Here is a 15831-nt window from a genome sequence, read left to right on the forward strand (position 1 = left end):
GGAAAGCACAGGGGGATTCCACAGGCGGTTCACAAGTACGGGCGCGAATCTTGTTCCATGACCGAGAACGAGAGTCGGCCAGGCCCCGCCTCAACCGGTGGGCACCAGCCGCCGCACCAGCAGCAGTACCCCGGTTACACCCCTTGGCAGGCCGCGCCGAATCCACTCGTCACCCCGCCAGCGCGCAAGAAGGGCGGCCGGGTCGCCGTCCTCGTCAGTGCGACGGCGCTCGCCGCCGCACTCGTCGGCGGCGTCGGTGGAGCCGCGATCGCCGGGCTCGGCTCCACGTCGTCGGCGTCGGGCACGGGTTCGTCCGCGGTCGCCAACGGGCAACTGGTCGGGAACACCACTTCGGGTGACGTCAGCGGGGTCGCCGCGAAGGTGACACCGAGCGTCGTGCAGGTGAACGTGACCACCGCGCAAGGTGACGCCGTCGGCTCCGGCGTCATCCTGACGGCGGACGGGCGCATCCTCACCAACGCGCACGTCGTCGCGGACGCCGAGGGAGACGTAACCGTCACGCTGTCCGACGGCAAGCAGTACCAGGCGAGCGTGGTCGGCGCCGACACGAAGGCCGACATCGCCGTACTCCAGGCGAAGAACGCGAGCGGGTTGACCCCGGCTTCGCTGGGCGATTCCAGCAAGCTCGCCGTCGGCCAGCAGGTCGTCGCGATCGGCTCGCCCGGCGGGCTGCAGAACACCGTGACCACGGGGATCGTGAGCGCGCTGAACCGCAAGCTCGACGAGTTGAGCAGTGGGCAGGAGCGGCGCTCGCCCTACAGCAGGACCACGAACGAAGCCGGACCGAGCTACACCGCGATCCAGACCGATGCCCCGATCAACCAGGGCAACTCGGGTGGAGCGCTGGTGGACGCGCAGGGGAACGTCATCGGCATCAACTCGGCGCTGTACAACCCGGCCTCGACCGGCAGCATCGGCATCGGTTTCGCGATCCCCATCAACGACGCGAAGAAGATCGTCGAGCAGATCGTCGGCTGATCCCGCCGTCTGGACCGCTGTCAGGGGGCGGCCCAGCAGGCAATGCCCGTGAAGGCCTCCTTGCGCAAGGAGGCCTTCACGGCGTTCAGAGTTCGTACGTGAGGGTGAAGGTGTGGTTGCCCTCGTCGTCCTGGACGATCTCCGCCGTTCCGGTGATGCCGGTCAGCTCACCGTGGCCGGATCCCGGCAAGACGATCAGGTGATGCCCGTTCTCCCCTGCCGAGTGATGCAGGACGAAGCCGCCCTTGCGCCCGCCGACGGAGACGGCCAGCCGCTCGAAGGCGACGTACGCCGACGACGTCTCGTTCACCGCCGTGAGCATCTCGACGGCACTGGTGCCTTCGACGTCGCCGGCGAACGTCTTGGTCAGCAGCACCCGCGAGAACTCGGTGCCTTCGGACTTCTCGGTGGCTTGCGGATCCCAGCCGTCCACGGTGAACGACGCTGTCGCGGTGTTGGTCATGGCAACGAGCCTGCCGGAGATACCTGACAGGTCGCGTCAGGTATTCCTCACCGCCGCCGGTTCCCGAACAGACCGCGCGTGATCTCCCGCCCCAGCGCGCTCGCCGCCGAGCGGAGGAACGACTTCACCGCCGGGTTCTTCATCGCCTGCTCGACCATCCCCGGCTCCTGCTTCTCCGGCTTCGGAGCGGGCGCTTCGGGCGGCGGCGCCTCACCGGCAGGCGGAGCGGCCACCTTCGCGGCGAGCTTCTCGTAGGCCGACTCGCGGTCGATCGTCTCGGCGTACTTCGCGTGCAGGTCCGAAGACGTCGTCGCCGCGGCGATGGCTTCGGCACCGATGGAGCCCATCTTCGAACGCGGCGCGCGAAGGCGGGTCCACGCGACCGGCGTCGGCGCGCCCCGCTCGGAAAGGACGGTGACGATCGCTTCGCCGATACCGAGCGACGTCAGCGCCGAGTCCAGCTCGTAGTGCTTCGTCTTCGGGTACGTCTTCACCGTCTTCGTCAGCGCCGCCTGGTCCTCGGGTGTGAACGCGCGCAACGCGTGCTGCACGCGCGCGCCGAGCTGGGACAGGACGTTGTTCGGGATGTCCGTCGGGAGCTGAGTGCAGAAGAACACGCCGACGCCCTTGGAGCGGATCAGCTTCACGGTCTGCTCGATGCGCTCCAGGAACGCCTTCGACGCGTCGTTGAACAGCAGGTGCGCCTCGTCGAAGAAGAACACCAGCTTCGGCTTGTCGAGGTCACCCTCTTCGGGCAGCTCCTCGAACAACTCGGCCAGCAGCCACATGAGGAAGGTCGAGAACAGCGCCGGCTTCGACTGGAGGTTGTCCAGCTCCAGCAAGGTCACCATCGCCTTGCCGTCGACCTCGCGCATCAGATCGTGAACGTCCAGCTCGGGCTCGCCGAAGAAGTCCTCGCCGCCCTGGGCCTCCAGATTGGACAGCGCCCGGAGGATCACCCCGGCCGTCGCGGCCGAGACGCCACCGATGCCCTTGAGGTCCTCCTTGCCCTCGTCACTCGTCAGGTGCGTGATGACCGAGCGGAGGTCCTTCGTGTCCAGCAGCGCCAGCCCGCGCTGATCGGCCCAATGGAAGATCAGGCCGAGCGTCGACTCCTGGGTTTCGTTGAGCCCCAGCACCTTCGACAGCAGGATCGGGCCGAAACTCGTGATCGTCGCCCGGATCGGCGACCCCTTGCCGCCCGTGCCCAGCGACAGGAACTGCACGGGGAACGCGGCGGGCTCCCAGGAGTCGCCCAGCTCATCGGCGCGCTTGGTGATCTTGTCGTTGCTTTCACCCTGGGCGGCGAGCCCGGACAGGTCGCCCTTCACGTCCGCCAGCACCACGGGCACTCCCGCGGCCGACAGCTGTTCGGCGATCAGCTGCAGGGTCTTCGTCTTGCCGGTACCGGTCGCTCCCGCGACCAGCCCGTGCCGGTTCAGCGTCGCCAGCGGCAGGCGGACCGCCGCGCCTGCGTCAGCCTTGCCGTCGATCACGACGGCGCCGAGCTCCACCGCCGCCCCCTCGCTCACGTATCCCTGCGCGATCTCCTGGGCTGGACCCTGTTCGGCCACTGTCGCTCCCCGATCTGTGACATGACTCACCTGAGGATGCACACGGTGCCAGCAACGCGCCGAACCCGCACGTCGCGCGCCACGAATCCCCGGGTCGGGTTAGGGTTTCGGGGTGAACGACCGCCTAGTCTGGATCGACTGCGAGATGACGGGGCTCGACCTCGGCAAGGACGCGTTGATCGAAATAGCCGCGCTGGTGACCGACGCCGAGCTCAACGTCCTCGGCGAAGGCGTCGACATCGTCATCCACGCCGACGACGAAGCCCTCGACGGCATGCCGGAGGTCGTCCGCGAAATGCACGCCCGCTCCGGCCTCACCGAAGAGGTCCGGCGCTCCACGGTCACGATGGAAGAAGCCGAGCAGCGTGTGCTCGAGTACGTCCGCGCGCACGTGCCCGAGGCCAACGTCGCCCCGCTCGCCGGCAACTCCATCGCCACCGACCGCGGCTTCATCACGCGCGACATGCCGCTGCTCGACGCGCACCTGCACTACCGCATGGTCGACGTCTCGTCGGTGAAGGAACTCGTCCGGCGCTGGTACCCGCGGATCTACTACGCCAAGCCCGAGAAGGGCCTCGCGCACCGCGCGCTCGCCGACATCAAGGAATCCATCGGGGAACTCGACTACTACCGTCGCGCCGCCTTCGTCCCGCAGCCCGGCCCGACCACCGAGCAGGCCAAGGCGGCGGCCGCTGAAGTGCAGGAACGCCACCAAGGGTAACCCGTTGCGAGCCCCCGAAACGGGCACGCTAATATAGTGCGGCCGAGGTGATGGGGAGTTCCCCGAGCCCGGCGATGGTGGGCGTAGCTCAGCTGGTAGAGCACCTGGTTGTGGTCCAGGAGGTCGCGGGTTCGAAACCCGTCGCTCACCCCATCACCCCAGTTCGGCCGGTTCTTCCGGCAGGCTGGGGTTTCGCTTTTTCCGGGTATCGGTAACGCGGGGTGGCGCTCGCGCGAGTTCAGGAAGAACTCGCGCGGAGGATGCCATGAGACGCTGGCTGGTCTTGGGAGTCTTAGTGGCGGCCGGAGCCTGCACGACGTCTCCACCGAACCAAGTGCCCGCACCGGCGATCACGTCGACGCCGGTCACGACCGTGACGGCGACGCCGTCCACTTCGGTGCCGCCGCCGGTGACTGTGACGGTGACCCCACCCAAGCCGGCCACTTCTTCGGCCAAGAAGTCACCGTGGCGCTGCGAGCCCGGCTATCCGAACTGCACCAAGGCCCAGTCACAGAAGTATCTCGCCGAGCTCGAGTACCAGAGATGCGTCCGTGATCCAGACAAGATCTGGGACACCGGCACACAGAAGTGCCGCTACAAGACCAGCGGCGAGGTGCAGTCGGAGCATTACCCGCCAGGAACGCCATGAGGGTCCTGTCAGGACGAAATCCGTCCTGACAGGACCCTCATGAAGAACAGATCAGTTCCGGTCGCCGCCGGTCTTCCAGTCGTCCCACGACATCTGCCACACCGACCAGCCATCGCTGGGCTCCAGCACCTGCGGACCCGAGTTGGTGACCGTGATGATGTCGCCCTTCTTCGAAGTGTCCATCAGCCACTTCGCGTTCTCGGTCGACAGGTTGATGCACCCGTGGCTCACGTTCCGCTTGCCCTGGGACCCGACCGACCACGGCGCCGAATGGTAGAAAATGCCGCTGTTCGACATCCGCACCGCGTACTTCACGAACGTCCGGTAGCCGGCCTTGCTGTCCGTCGGGACGCCATACGTGCTGGAGTCCATCGTGTACCCGTTGTGCTCGCTCATCACCGTGTAGGTCCCGGCCGGGGTGCTGCTCGACGGCTTGCCCATCGAGATCGGCATCTGCTTGACCTCTTGGTCGTTCACCACGACCTTCATCTGGTGCGTGCCGCCGTCCGCGGTCGCGACCAGCTTGTCGCCGACGACCACCTTGGCGGGCTTGTCCTCGCGGCCGAAGGTGTTGTTGCCGAGGTTCTTGCCGTAGATCGCCGCGTTGACCGAGATCTTCGTACCCGGCTTGAAGTACTCCTTGGGCCGCCACATCACGGTCTTCTCACCGAACCAGTGGAACGCGCCTTCGGCCTGCGGCTCGGTGACGATCTTCAGCGCCTTCTCGGTCGCCGCCTTGTCCGGCACGTTGCCGGTGAAGGTGAAGATCAACGGCAGGCCGACGCCGACCGTCTCCCCTTCGACCAGGTTGATCGAGACGCCGATCTGACGACCCGGCTTGGCCGTGGAGAACGTCGAGGTCGAGGTGACCGGCTTGCCGTCGGTGCCGGTCGCGGCCGCGGTGACGGTGTAGGTCTTGCCGTAACCGAGCGGTTCCGCCGACTCCCAGCCCGAACCGTCCTCCTTCGCCTTGCCCGCGACGACCTTGCCGTCGGCGCCGGTCAGCTTGACCTCGCCCACCTTGCCGTCGGCCACGGCGACCGTCACCGGCTCGCCGGGCGCCACGTTCGCCGCACCCTGCGCCGGGGTCAGCGTCATCACTGCGGGCTTCGGCTCCGGCGCGGGGGCTCCGCTCTGCTGTGATCCCCCGGGAGCGCCACCCGGCGACGGCGATTCACCCGACGGTGTACTGGTGCACGCGGCCAGAGTGAACCCGGCCACCAAAGCCACCAAAGCCACCCGCGACCGCCCCGTCGCTCCCCAGACCCTCATGCACACCGCCCGTTTCGCGTGGTACCAACCCCTACGTCTGGCTATAGTCTGCCTGACCGGCCGCAACGCTCGCGGCCGGATGGCCGAATACGTCCCGGCCCGTCGTTAGGGGACCCCCCTGAAACGGGCCCCAGCAACCCTGTGTTAATGTTTTCCACGTCGCCGAGGGGAACACCAAAGCGGCGGAACAAGCAGGCGCCATTAGCTCAATTGGCAGAGCAGCTGGCTCTTAACCAGCGGGTTCGGGGTTCGAGTCCCTGATGGCGCACAGTTCGAAATCGAAGCCCACCTGCAGGATTTCTCCACAAGAGGATCTTGTCGGTGGGCTTTGATCTTGGATGGGGCCGGCGTGGGGCCGAATGAGGCCGTACCCGCCACCCCTTTTACTTCTTGGCCTTCTTGCCTCGGCTGTGGCTACCTTTCCGTCGCCGAGCGTGTTTCTTGCCTGCCGGGCCTCGCAGTGAGGTCGCAGCTTTACGGGCCGCTTCCAGTACCAGCTCCGCCGTTACTTCCGCGGCGCTATGCGCCAGACAGGGCAGGACGCTGCTGTAGGTGTCGGCGGTGAGCACGATGCTGGAGCGCCCGAGCATCGCCTGCACGACCTTGAGGTCGTTGCCCGCGGCCAGCGCCAGGCTGCCGCGCCGTGCCGCAGGTCGTGCAACCGGATCGGCGGCAATCCCGCCTCGGCGACCAGCCGGGTGAAGGTGTGGCTCACATAGCCAGGACTGAGCGGCCCGCCGTGCCGCGCGTCGATCACGGGCCGGAACAGCCTCTTGTAAATGACACCTCGACGACGAGCGGCATACAGCCGGTGGCCCTCATCATGCGAGACCCTGCTGTCACCGTCGAGGTCCAGATTGCTCGCGCAAGTTCCGGCTGAAGGTACAGGTCAAAGTCGGATTCGACCAGGTCGGGACAGTCTCGAGGTGAGGCGGTAACGCAGATCACAGGCGTGAATTCCCCTGCACCCTGACCGACAGATCAGCGGCGACGACGACACGGGTTGCAAACCCCAAGGTACCCAGGGCCTCAGCGATCGATACGACGAGCAAGTCTGTGCGCACGTCGTCGGCCGTCCAGTAGAGCACAACCGACAACAGGGCCGGGACCGCGAACATCAGCAGGTCCACGACCAATTGCATGGACTTGTCGAGTCGTCTCAGTGGATCGCGTCGGTGGACGGACTCCCAAGTGAGCATTTGATCCGCACACTGGGCGGACGCCACGAGCGAGGGTGCCAGGTGCCGCCTCAGATACCTGCCGATCGCCGAGATCTTCTGATCGTTGACGAAGTAGGTCCAGCCCAGGACCATGCAGACCAACGGAAGCAACAGGAGCAGGTACTGGCGCCCGGTCGGTTGGACTACCAAGGCCAGCGTCGCCGCAAGCGCGGCCAGCGCCGCGTACATCAGTCGGTCCCGCAACACGATCCGTGACGTCTGTTCCGCTTTGAGGGCTTCGTACTCCGCCAGCAGGACAGCCCTGGACGAGTTGTCCCGCATGGTGTCATCGATCTGGGTTCCGCTCATCAGCTTGCCCCCGTCAATCCGACCAGTTCCGTGACCACATGGTCCGGCGGTCGTTCTCGAACTCGATCCAGTCACGGCCTTTGTGTGCCACGGCCTCCAAGATCGGAAGTGCCGCGTCCATCCCGGAGGTTGCTGCGGCGAGCTGCTTCAGCTCCGCCTCGTCATCGACTTCCGTGTCGTTCTCGCCGTCGGGGCGATCGCTGATGGCGAAAATCTCCACACCGTCCAGCAGACGAAGGCGGAACTGCCGATTGCGTACCTTGCGCTCCGGCTCGCCCGGGTTCTTGACCCATCTCTCCTTGACCTTCAGCGAAGCGGAAGCGATGCGGTCGTAGCCGAAGACGTTCCAGGCCTCGTTTTTGACCTCACCGGTGGTGAAGTTCAGATATACCCGCGATTCCCGAACACCGTGCCGAGTCAGCAAGATGACGGTGACCAGGTACGCCTCGTAACGCGGCGGGCCATGCTGGACCGCCCCGCGCCGGGCACCGGGTGCTTGTTGATTGAGGACAACGTGCGAGACGAGGTCGCGCTCGGCGATATCCCCTCTATGCAGGGCTTCCGCTTTGATGTAGGCCTTGTCCAAGGCCAGCCACCTGGCCATGTCGATGTCGTCCGGACGATCGGACAGCTCGTCTCGCCATCGCTCGTACTCGGCCATCTCCTGCTCGAACAGCGCTTCCGCGTCGGCCGCGAGAAGCCGAGCCGCCTTGCGGGCAGCGAAAAGCTCGATCACGGCGGGCAACGCGGACCAGCCACCCATCGCGATCGGTACGACCTGCCAGCGAAGAGTGATACCCAGCAGACCCAACCCCGCCGCGATCACCAGGTAACCGGCCACCTGCCGGTTACGGGAGCCGCTCGGGGCCGCGGGTTCCGGCTGAAAGCCCGGCCACTGCCGGGCGGCTCGGCGCGCGTGCCAATCGAACAGCCACTTCAGCCGCTTGACGCTCTGACCGTAGTTCTGGTCGTATCTCAGCCAGTCGTTGAATCGGCGCCGCAAGTACCAACGGTGCCCGGCCGCGTACCCAGGCCAGTCGTCGGCGTCCGGTGGGCGCGCGTCATGAAAACACCTCTCGATAAGCTTGTCGACCTGGCTGGGCTCGGACGGCTCGCCCGCGGGCCGTGCCGCATCACGCCAAGAGGCGACGTGCAGCACATGCCCGGTGTACTCGATGCCGTAGCGGATCGTCACGACACCGCCCACGACCAGCAGGACCAGCCCGCCCCAGAACGGAAGGTCCAGCGGGCCGAAGAACAGCCCGGCGAAGGAGAGCACCGCGACCATACCCCCGATGAACAGGGGGCGACGGCGATCGCTGTCTGCGGTGGACACGCGTATCCGGTACCTGACGGGCTTCACGGGTTCGGGTTCGAAAAACTTCCGGGCTCGGTCCTCACGATTTCGGGAAAGACGCTCGGTACTGACCTGGCGCTTTCGCTCGGCATCGAGCCGCTGATCCAGGACGCCGGTCAGTAGCATCGACAGGTGCCGGCTGATCTCGTCCTGCCGGTCGGCGGAGAGCTTGCCGAACGCGCTCACGACCTTGAAGGACTGGTCGCCGACAGCACGCCTGACCAGCTCGACGAGGCCACGGACAACGTGGTGCGCCCTGGACCATTCGTCTTCTGGCAGGGAGGCACAGAGCTTTCCCACGTCGCGGATTCTTCTGCCGAGTTCCACGGTGAGATCTCCGAAGCTGCGCTCGCTGAGCACGGCGAGCACGTAGTAGTAGATGCGGTCGGTCGACTGATAACCGTTGAAGACGAGCTCTCCGAACAGTTCTTCGGCACGGCGTGGCAAACCGCCGGTGAGATACGCGAGTGCGACATCGTGCTTGCGCTCGGCGGAGTCCTCGTCGGAGACGGTGTAGATGGTCGCGTCGTGGAAGACGCTCTCTACATTCTGCACGCCGATCTGCTGGCCGACCTGAGCGTTGCCGGAAGCGACATTCTCGTTCTCGATGCCCTCGACGATCGTGTCCCCGCTCATCGGAATTCCCGGAAGGAGCCGAAGTTGACGCCGTTCTGCTGCCCTACCCGGGCATTGTCCCGCGCGATGTTCTTGTTACGAATGGTGGGGACCGGAGACGTCGGTGGCTCATTGCCTCCGGCAGCGTCATCATCGGGTTCGAGGGCGGTGATCAGCGCGATCGCGAACGCCGCCGCGTTGCGAGCCGCGAGTAACTGTCCCCCTTCGCGGTCCGCCGTGACCTTGCCACCGTCCGCGAAATCGCTGATACCGCGCACCGCCACGGCGCGGACCTGGTCGCCAAGATGAGCCGCGTGCGCGAAACCGGAGCTCTCCATATCGACGGCTACGGCGTCGTTGTACGACTTGTGCAGCCTCTGGGCCAGTTCGGAGCGGCGGGAGTTGAGGACGACGTCGCCCACTGCGATGGCTTCGAAGTAGACCATTGGTGCGCCGCCGTCCGCCTGCTCGGGCAGGAACGAATGCCAAGAGTCGCCACGCGGCAGCCTCCGCGCCTCCTGGTCGAGCCGGTGTGAGACAGACCAGGCGGAGGGACGCACCAGGAACTCGTCGTCCTCGCTGCGGCCGCCCTGATAGGAGTAGATCTTGGTGGCCACAACCACGTCGCCGATCACGAGCCAGTCGCGCAGCCCTCCCGCGACGCCGACGAACACCATGGCCGCAGGGGCGAACTCGGCATTGGCCCGCTCGGTGAGCGTTGCAGCGGTCGTGGTGCCCGCGCCGGTCTCCACCACCGCGACGCGGTGTCCCGGATGACCCACGACTGATCCGACATCGAACACTGTGCCTGACCTGTGCCGGTGCGGGCGCACGTCCACAAGGTGCTCCAGGACGGCCGCGTGCTCCACGGGCAGCGCAGTCATGATCACATTCACTGGCTCTCACTCCAACACGGTCAGGGTGATTCAGGAACGGACTCCCCCACGAGGCGTCCGACGGGATCGACGTGGCCCGACATCGGCGCAGGACCGAAGTCTCACCACCACGCTTATTGTCAGAGTGACACGAACCGACGGGTAAGACAAGCCCCTAAACAGAGCCAATAGTCAACATGACAAAAACTGCGTCACGCCCCGAAACGCGACCGCATCATCGGAGGAACCAGCTCAGCCGCCTCACCCGCGCGATAGAGGGCAGCGGGCCTGCCAGTGAGAGAAGGCCGCTTGCCGCCGGTGGGCACGACAAAGCCGTCGGCGTCCGTGACTTTGCGGTGGAAGTTCGGCTTGTCCAGCACGACGCCCCACACGGCCTCGTAGACCTCGCGCAGGTCGGCGATGGTGAACTCAGGGCCACAGAAGGCCGTGGCGATGGTGCTGAACTGCAGCAACGTACGCGCCAGCTCCACCGCATCGGTCAGAATACGATCATGGTCGAAGGCCAGCGCCGTGCCAGTGGCTTCGGCAACCGGCAACCAGCGGGCGGCTCGTGCGTCTGACCCGGCGACCGGCACCGGCAGGTTCGGGGCGATAGCGAGGTAAGCGCAAGTTACCACCCGCGGACGCCGGGGATCCCGATCCGGCCCGGAGTACACGCCCACCTGCTGCAGCTTCAACGCCTCGGCATCGAGACCCGTCTCCTCGGCCAACTCACGCGCAGCGGTCTCCTCCAGCGACTCGTCACCACGCAGGAATCCACCAGGCAACGCCATGCGACCCCGGAACGGCTCATTCTTCCGCTCCACGAGCAGGACGCACAGCACACCGCCCCGAATGGTCAGGATGACCAGGTCGGCGGTGAGCGTTAATGTCTGCCGAGTTCGGCTCATGCGCGAAGACTACCTACTCGCGTCCCATCCTTCGCCCGGTCGCCGCAGTCAAGCCAGCACCGCCACCTCAACCGGGGGACGACAACGCAGTGCCCACTGCGGTCCACCTCCGATAGATGAAGATCGGAGGTGTAGTTCCAGGCGTATCCGGCGGGCCACACTACAACGACCACCGAAGCCGCTCGACCACTGTCACATCAACCTTTGACGGCACTATCTATCGACTCCTTCGAAGGAAGCGAGACTCATCCAGCCCGGGACGAACGTGCTCGATGAAGCGCAATCGCGCTTCTAGCCCCAAGCAGCCTTGACTTCTTGGCACTCAGCTTGACCCGTATAGCCTCAGAAAGCACAAAGCGAGCCTTCACAGCGTGCTGCACCGAGGCCGCCAGCGTGACTACCACGACAGCCACATTGATCGCATCAACGCCTGTCCACAACGCCGACTCCACTTGACTCCGCATAAGGACAATAATGAAGCCTCCAGCGAAGATCATCGCTGATGACTGCCAGGCAAGCCGAAGTTCCGCTCGAACCTCACGCGGAAATTCAAAGGCTATCGCAAAAAGTAAGCGAAAACCACAAACTACCTGCGGGGCAAGCGCAAGAACTACCGAGAACCCAAATAGCCAGCTCGCTTCGACTAACGAAATAATGAAAACGAACACAATTCCTAGCACTGTCAGCAGTGCGTCGGTGACGCGCACTAGGAGCCGAAAACGCCGCCACTTTTTCGGCTCGCCCATCCGCTTGTAGCGAAGCCGTTCTTTCGGGCGACGAATCCTTAGCGATCCCTCATGTAATCATGATGCCACATTTGCAATAAAGGCCACGGCTTGGGCCACCCGCCTGCGGCGGCCCGATCTCCCAAGCGCTCCGGCGCCCCGGCGTCGACGAAGGCGACCACGACGACGAGTTCCACACTATCGGCTCCAACCGATACCTCGACACCGACGACTGATTCGACCATCTTCGGTTGATCACGACCTCGGCCTAAGACCAGCGTCGCGCTCACCGCCGACCGCGGATCACAGCGACCGCGGCCCTCGCCGCCCCGCAGGAGGCATCGATCAAACGCAGAAATCGACATCCGCGAGGCCGAGACGCGCCCGAGAGGTCCGAAACGGTCCAACACCAGGCGGCATACCCCAACACCGCGGATGCGCCACGACCAGAGGAAAAGGTCTCGTCCGACATCACTCGACACCGTCTGACACGCTCAAGTGCCCACTCTTAACCAGCGGGTTCGGGGTTCGAGTCCTTGACGGCGCACACCCAAACCCCACGCTTCGGTTTCGATGACGTGGGGCTTTGTGTTATGTGGACGCATTTCTTCCCCTCCTTACTGTCCTTTGTGGTCTGATCCGCGCCCGAGCTGTCGGGCTGGTTCCTAAGGATGAGTTTGGCCGTCGGGCCCGAAACACCGGTCTTGGAACAGTCCCGCCTGAGGCGGGGGGTGCCGAGCAGTTCACGCCTCGAACGCGGAACCGATGATCCGTCGGCGGACGTGGTCCATGACGAGCTGGATGATCGTGTCGTCGATGCAACCTGAGAGGCGTGACGGACGTGTATCCAATATGACCGACGACCAGCTTCGGAAGCCGATGAACCGCAAACAGCGGCAAGCAGCGAGGGAGTCCTCGGCTGCCGAGGAGCGGACAACAGTCGCTAGGGAACGGACACCTATCGATGTCCTTCTGGCCATGGTCGGCATCGGCGCCGCAGTGGTCTTCACGTTGGCCGGAATCGGACGTCTCACTCAAGGGACGGGAACGGGCGACTTCTGGGACGAGGGTCGCATAGTGATCATGTGCTTCGGTTTCGCCGCGATTGGCGCTGGGCTGGCCTTCGACCGACTGAAGAAACGCAAACCACGTGGGTGACATGGCCGGGTCAGGCCGGATCTCTCAACCAGCGGGTTCGGGGTTCGAGTCCCTGATGGCGCACACCCAAACCCCACGTTTTCGATGACGTGGGGTTTCGTGCTGTCCGGACCCGTTCACTGTCCTTTGCGGCTTCGGGCGATCACGGCGACTTGCCGTGTCGCGTCGGTCGTCCGGGAGGCGAGCTGCGCTCGGCCTGCGCGCGAGATACGTCCGGGGTGGTGAGCCCGTCGCGTCCTGGTCGCCTTGATCAACGCGGCGGCCCAGGCTGACCGACGGCGGTCAGCGCCGGGTGAGGACGCGCTTTCCCAGCCAGCCCGCGTAGACGGCCAGGCCCGCGAAGCCCGCCTTCCGCGTGGGTGCGGCCGCGATCGCCAGGCCGATGACGAGTTCGGTGGCGCCGTTGCGGTAGGTCCAGTTGCGGACGTCGTCGGCGAAGGCCATCTTCGTCACGGGTTCGAAGGCCGCCGGAGCGGCGAAGTGGGCGAGGCCGGTCGCGGCGATGCCGAGGCCGAGGAGCTTGGACATGGAGTGCCTTCCTTGTTCAGTCGAGGACGCCGGCGCGGCGCCAGAGCCGGCGGCTCGGGCCGCCGATGAGGCCGATCTCGGTGAAGTGTTCGACGGCCTTGGCCGCCCACGCCGCCTTGGTCCGGCGCCAGTGCGGGTTCGCGGCGGCGACCTGGCGGGCCTCGCGCGGGTCGAGGCCGACCGCGGTGTATGCCTTGGGATGCAACAATTCCGACGTCGCGACGTAGGCCATCCCGGCGATCGCCCAGCGGATCAGTTCGCGGCCGACGCGGCCGTGGCGGGCCCAGGCCCGGCTCAGTTCGTCCTTGGCGAAGCTGATGTGCCGTGCCTCTTCGATCACGTGGATGCGCGAGATCATCCGGATCATCGGCTGCAGGCTGTCGTCACGCATCATCTCGCGTTGCATGCCGTCGGCGAGTTCTTCGACGTAGATGGCGCCGGCGAACAGCAGCGCCGGGCCGCAGATCGCGCCGAACACCTTGCCCGCGCGGTGCGCGGTGCGGCTCGGGCGCCGGACGACACCGCCGCTCTTCTCGATCGAGCGGGCGAACATGGTGCTGTGACGGCATTCGTCGGCGATCTCGGTGAGCGCGTATTGCGCGTTCTGCGTAGTCGGGTCGCTGTTGTAGACGTGGCGCACGAGGCCTTGCATGAGGATCAGCTCGAACCAGATCCCCGACGCGGCGGCGGCCGCGGCCTCCTGACGGCTCAGCTCGGCGCGTTGCCCGTCGTCGAGCCGCTCCCATAATCCGGTGCCGTACAAGGAACATCGCTCCGGCGCCTTGCCGTACGCCCCGTCGACCAGCGGTGCCAGCCAGTCGACGTCGACGTCCGGGTCGTAGGACAACCGTGCGGAGGAGCGCTGCAAGCGCTCGGCGACGCGTTCGCTCTCGGTGTTCGCGGTCATGACGACCTCCTCGGATCCTTGTGCTCGGGCAGCGGTCCGCCGCCGTCCGGGATGACCTGTCCGGAATCGCGGTAGGCCACCGCCTCGTGGAAACCATCGCGTTCGGCGAACTCGCGGAACCAGCGGCCTTCCGGGCTGTGCCGGGTGATGCCGTCGAACAGCGTCGCGAGTGTCTGGGTGCCGGAAAGACCCATGTTGTCGTAGGCCTGGTTGATCATCAGTTTCTGCATCACCAGCTGGTTCGTCGGCACACCCGCCATCCGGTCCGCCAGTTCCTCGGTGGCCGCTTCGAGCCGTCCGGGTTCCACGGCCTCGAGCGCGAGTCCCCATTCCGCCGCGGTGGCGCCGTCGATCGTGTCGCCGGTGAGCAGCATCCGCTTCGCCCGTTGAGCGCCGACGCGGTAGACCCACATCGCGGTGGTCGGGCAGCCCCACACCCGTGCGGGCGGATAACCGATACGCGCGTCGGTCGCCATGATCAGCACGTCACACGACAGCGCGATGTCGCTGCCGCCGGCGATCGCGTGGCCCCGCACCTGGCAGACGGTGGGTTTCAGCGACCGCCACAGGCTGAAGAAGTCGTCGGTGTTGCGCTTCATCACCCGGTAGTCCTTGACCGGATCCCAGACCGGGCCCTGGTTCCAACGGCCTTCGGCGTCGTCCTCGGCGAACTGTTTGAGGTCGTATCCGGCGCAGAACGACCGGCCTTCACCGCGCACCACGATCACCCGGACCGCGTCGTCCTCGTTCGCCAGCTCCACGGCTTGCCGGATCTCACGCGGCATGACGTCGTTGATCGCGTTGAGCCGCTCGGGGCGGTTCAAGGTCAGGTAGGCCTTCCGGTCTTCGACGCGGTACGTGAGCGTCTCAAACGCCATCGGAACCGCCCAGCGCGCGAAGGGTGAACGTGACCAGCTGCGGGATCGTGTCCGGTCCGCTTTCGCCCGCCAACGGGCCGACCAGCATTTCCGCGCCCGCGCCGACCAGCGCCGCGGCGGTCGCTTCCGCGTCCTGCGGAGGCAGCAGCCCCCGCGTCACGCCGTCGGCGATGTTCCTGGCGATGACCTCGCGGAAGGCGCGGCGGAACACCAGGCGCTCGGCCTCCACGACTGCGTCGACGGGTTCGGCCAGCAACGCGTACGCCAGTCTCGGTGCCTTCAACGCCCGCCCGGCGAAGGTCTCGATCACGGCGACCACGCGCTCGCGGACGTCGCCTTGGGACGCGGCGGCCTCGACGGCGTCGACCTCCCGGGAGACCACCTCGCGGAAGACCTCGACGACGAGGTCGGCCTTGGACGGGAACTGCCGGTACACGCTGCCGGTGCCCACGCCCGCCCGCGTGGCGACCGCGGCCATGGAGCAGCCCGCGTAACCGGTCTCGGCCAGCAGCGCGACGGCCGCGGCCAGGATCTCGTCTCGCTGCGAGTCCAGCCTGGCCTGCGTCTTCGGGGTCCGGCGGTACGGCATGTCAAGGAGTGAAGCACGGATTCCGCACTTCAGCAACGGGCGATCCCGCCGGTGGCGCGTGAAGGCCCCCTTCCCTCGGCT

General features: G+C 66.0%; 16 protein-coding genes and 2 tRNA genes. 5 read left to right on the forward strand and 13 right to left on the reverse strand.

From position 1 onward, the window contains the following. Positions 1-57: 57 nt before the first annotated feature. Positions 58-999: a S1C family serine protease gene (locus ACOCEP_RS02920; protein ID WP_482335620.1), complete on the forward strand. Its 942-nt coding sequence runs from the start codon at positions 58-60 to the stop codon at positions 997-999. An 85-nt stretch (positions 1000-1084) separates the two neighbouring features. On the opposite strand, the gene ACOCEP_RS02925 is transcribed toward ACOCEP_RS02920, so the two are convergent. Together ACOCEP_RS02925 and ACOCEP_RS02930 are read right to left on the reverse strand one after the other, a co-directional pair. Then, the gene (locus ACOCEP_RS02925) at positions 1085-1462 is read right to left on the reverse strand and encodes a DUF3224 domain-containing protein (protein ID WP_482335621.1); all 378 of its coding nucleotides are present in this window, start codon (positions 1460-1462) and stop codon (positions 1085-1087) included. A 47-nt stretch (positions 1463-1509) separates the two neighbouring features. After that, positions 1510-3036: a helicase HerA-like domain-containing protein gene (locus ACOCEP_RS02930; RefSeq protein WP_482335622.1), complete on the reverse strand. Its 1527-nt coding sequence runs from the start codon at positions 3034-3036 to the stop codon at positions 1510-1512. 112 nt (positions 3037-3148) lie between these two features. On the opposite strand from ACOCEP_RS02930, the gene orn reads away from it, so the two are divergent. Together orn and ACOCEP_RS02940 are read left to right on the forward strand one after the other, a co-directional pair. Further along, a complete protein-coding gene (gene orn / locus ACOCEP_RS02935; protein WP_126732813.1) occupies positions 3149-3757 on the forward strand; it encodes an oligoribonuclease in 609 nt (202 codons plus the stop codon). Positions 3758-3834: 77 nt separating this feature from the next. Next, a tRNA-His gene (locus ACOCEP_RS02940) sits at positions 3835-3910 on the forward strand. On the opposite strand, the gene ACOCEP_RS02945 is transcribed toward ACOCEP_RS02940, so the two are convergent. Together ACOCEP_RS02945 and ACOCEP_RS02950 are read right to left on the reverse strand one after the other, a co-directional pair. Next, positions 3911-4213 carry a hypothetical protein gene (locus ACOCEP_RS02945; protein ID WP_482335623.1) on the reverse strand — a complete coding sequence of 101 codons (303 nt, stop codon included), beginning with the start codon at positions 4211-4213 and terminating at the stop codon, positions 3911-3913. Positions 4214-4457: 244 nt separating this feature from the next. Further along, positions 4458-5678, reverse strand: coding sequence for a L,D-transpeptidase (locus ACOCEP_RS02950; RefSeq protein ID WP_482335624.1), 1221 nt, complete (start codon positions 5676-5678; stop codon positions 4458-4460). 195 nt (positions 5679-5873) lie between these two features. Between ACOCEP_RS02950 and ACOCEP_RS02955 the strand changes: the two genes are divergently transcribed. Next, positions 5874-5946: transfer RNA gene (locus tag ACOCEP_RS02955), tRNA-Lys, on the forward strand. Positions 5947-6622: 676 nt separating this feature from the next. Here ACOCEP_RS02955 and ACOCEP_RS02960 read toward each other — a convergent pair. The 5 genes from ACOCEP_RS02960 to ACOCEP_RS02980 all read right to left on the reverse strand — a co-directional run bounded on the left by ACOCEP_RS02960 (position 6623) and on the right by ACOCEP_RS02980 (position 11711). Beyond that, positions 6623-7207, reverse strand: a complete 585-nt coding sequence (locus ACOCEP_RS02960; protein ID WP_482335625.1) for a hypothetical protein — start codon at positions 7205-7207, stop codon at positions 6623-6625. Between the two features lie 13 nt (positions 7208-7220). Then, positions 7221-9200: a hypothetical protein gene (locus ACOCEP_RS02965; RefSeq protein ID WP_482335626.1), complete on the reverse strand. Its 1980-nt coding sequence runs from the start codon at positions 9198-9200 to the stop codon at positions 7221-7223. Next, positions 9197-10063, reverse strand: coding sequence for a 5'-methylthioadenosine/S-adenosylhomocysteine nucleosidase family protein (locus ACOCEP_RS02970; protein ID WP_482335627.1), 867 nt, complete (start codon positions 10061-10063; stop codon positions 9197-9199). Before ACOCEP_RS02970 ends, ACOCEP_RS02965 begins: the two co-directional genes overlap by 4 nt. A gap of 203 nt (positions 10064-10266) precedes the next feature. Continuing rightward, a complete protein-coding gene (locus tag ACOCEP_RS02975; protein ID WP_482335628.1) occupies positions 10267-10965 on the reverse strand; it encodes an NUDIX hydrolase in 699 nt (232 codons plus the stop codon). A gap of 245 nt (positions 10966-11210) precedes the next feature. Next, positions 11211-11711 carry a hypothetical protein gene (locus ACOCEP_RS02980; RefSeq protein ID WP_482335629.1) on the reverse strand — a complete coding sequence of 167 codons (501 nt, stop codon included), beginning with the start codon at positions 11709-11711 and terminating at the stop codon, positions 11211-11213. Positions 11712-12479: 768 nt separating this feature from the next. Here ACOCEP_RS02980 and ACOCEP_RS02985 point away from each other — a divergent pair. Continuing rightward, entirely contained in the window at positions 12480-12848 is a 369-nt protein-coding gene (locus tag ACOCEP_RS02985; RefSeq protein WP_482335630.1) for a hypothetical protein, read from the forward strand. Positions 12849-13130: 282 nt separating this feature from the next. Here ACOCEP_RS02985 and ACOCEP_RS02990 read toward each other — a convergent pair whose 3' ends face one another. Genes ACOCEP_RS02990 through ACOCEP_RS03005 form a run of 4 tightly spaced genes read right to left on the reverse strand, consistent with a single transcriptional unit; the run spans position 13131 to position 15750 of the window. After that, complete coding sequence (locus ACOCEP_RS02990; RefSeq protein WP_482335631.1) at positions 13131-13376, reverse strand: hypothetical protein; 246 nt, start codon at positions 13374-13376, stop codon at positions 13131-13133. Positions 13377-13392: 16 nt separating this feature from the next. Then, positions 13393-14283 (reverse strand): AurF N-oxygenase family protein, encoded by an 891-nt coding sequence (locus ACOCEP_RS02995; protein WP_482335632.1) that lies wholly within the window; start codon positions 14281-14283, stop codon positions 13393-13395. Continuing rightward, a complete protein-coding gene (locus ACOCEP_RS03000) occupies positions 14280-15161 on the reverse strand; it encodes a crotonase/enoyl-CoA hydratase family protein (protein WP_482335633.1) in 882 nt (293 codons plus the stop codon). The genes ACOCEP_RS02995 and ACOCEP_RS03000 overlap by 4 nt, the downstream gene beginning before the upstream one ends. Continuing rightward, on the reverse strand, positions 15151-15750 hold the full coding sequence (locus tag ACOCEP_RS03005; RefSeq protein ID WP_482335634.1) for a TetR/AcrR family transcriptional regulator: 600 nt from the start codon (positions 15748-15750) through the stop codon (positions 15151-15153). The genes ACOCEP_RS03000 and ACOCEP_RS03005 overlap by 11 nt, the downstream gene beginning before the upstream one ends. Positions 15751-15831 lie beyond the last annotated feature (81 nt).

This window comes from Amycolatopsis sp. CA-211722 (genome assembly GCF_056828465.1).

Coding starts and splice junctions, on each gene's coding strand:
- ACOCEP_RS02920 (WP_482335620.1), top strand. CDS start 58: ATGACCGAGAACGAGAGTCGGCCAGGCCCCGCCTCAACCGGTGGGCAC.
- ACOCEP_RS02925 (WP_482335621.1), bottom strand. CDS start 1,462: ATGACCAACACCGCGACAGCGTCGTTCACCGTGGACGGCTGGGATCCG.
- ACOCEP_RS02950 (WP_482335624.1), bottom strand. CDS start 5,678: ATGAGGGTCTGGGGAGCGACGGGGCGGTCGCGGGTGGCTTTGGTGGCT.
- ACOCEP_RS02960 (WP_482335625.1), bottom strand. CDS start 7,207: ATGAGCGGAACCCAGATCGATGACACCATGCGGGACAACTCGTCCAGG.
- ACOCEP_RS02965 (WP_482335626.1), bottom strand. CDS start 9,200: ATGAGCGGGGACACGATCGTCGAGGGCATCGAGAACGAGAATGTCGCT.
- ACOCEP_RS02970 (WP_482335627.1), bottom strand. CDS start 10,063: ATGACTGCGCTGCCCGTGGAGCACGCGGCCGTCCTGGAGCACCTTGTG.
- ACOCEP_RS02975 (WP_482335628.1), bottom strand. CDS start 10,965: ATGAGCCGAACTCGGCAGACATTAACGCTCACCGCCGACCTGGTCATC.
- ACOCEP_RS02980 (WP_482335629.1), bottom strand. CDS start 11,711: ATGGGCGAGCCGAAAAAGTGGCGGCGTTTTCGGCTCCTAGTGCGCGTC.
- ACOCEP_RS02985 (WP_482335630.1), top strand. CDS start 12,480: ATGACGAGCTGGATGATCGTGTCGTCGATGCAACCTGAGAGGCGTGAC.
- ACOCEP_RS02990 (WP_482335631.1), bottom strand. CDS start 13,376: ATGTCCAAGCTCCTCGGCCTCGGCATCGCCGCGACCGGCCTCGCCCAC.
- ACOCEP_RS02995 (WP_482335632.1), bottom strand. CDS start 14,283: ATGACCGCGAACACCGAGAGCGAACGCGTCGCCGAGCGCTTGCAGCGC.
- ACOCEP_RS03000 (WP_482335633.1), bottom strand. CDS start 15,161: ATGGCGTTTGAGACGCTCACGTACCGCGTCGAAGACCGGAAGGCCTAC.
- ACOCEP_RS03005 (WP_482335634.1), bottom strand. CDS start 15,750: ATGCCGTACCGCCGGACCCCGAAGACGCAGGCCAGGCTGGACTCGCAG.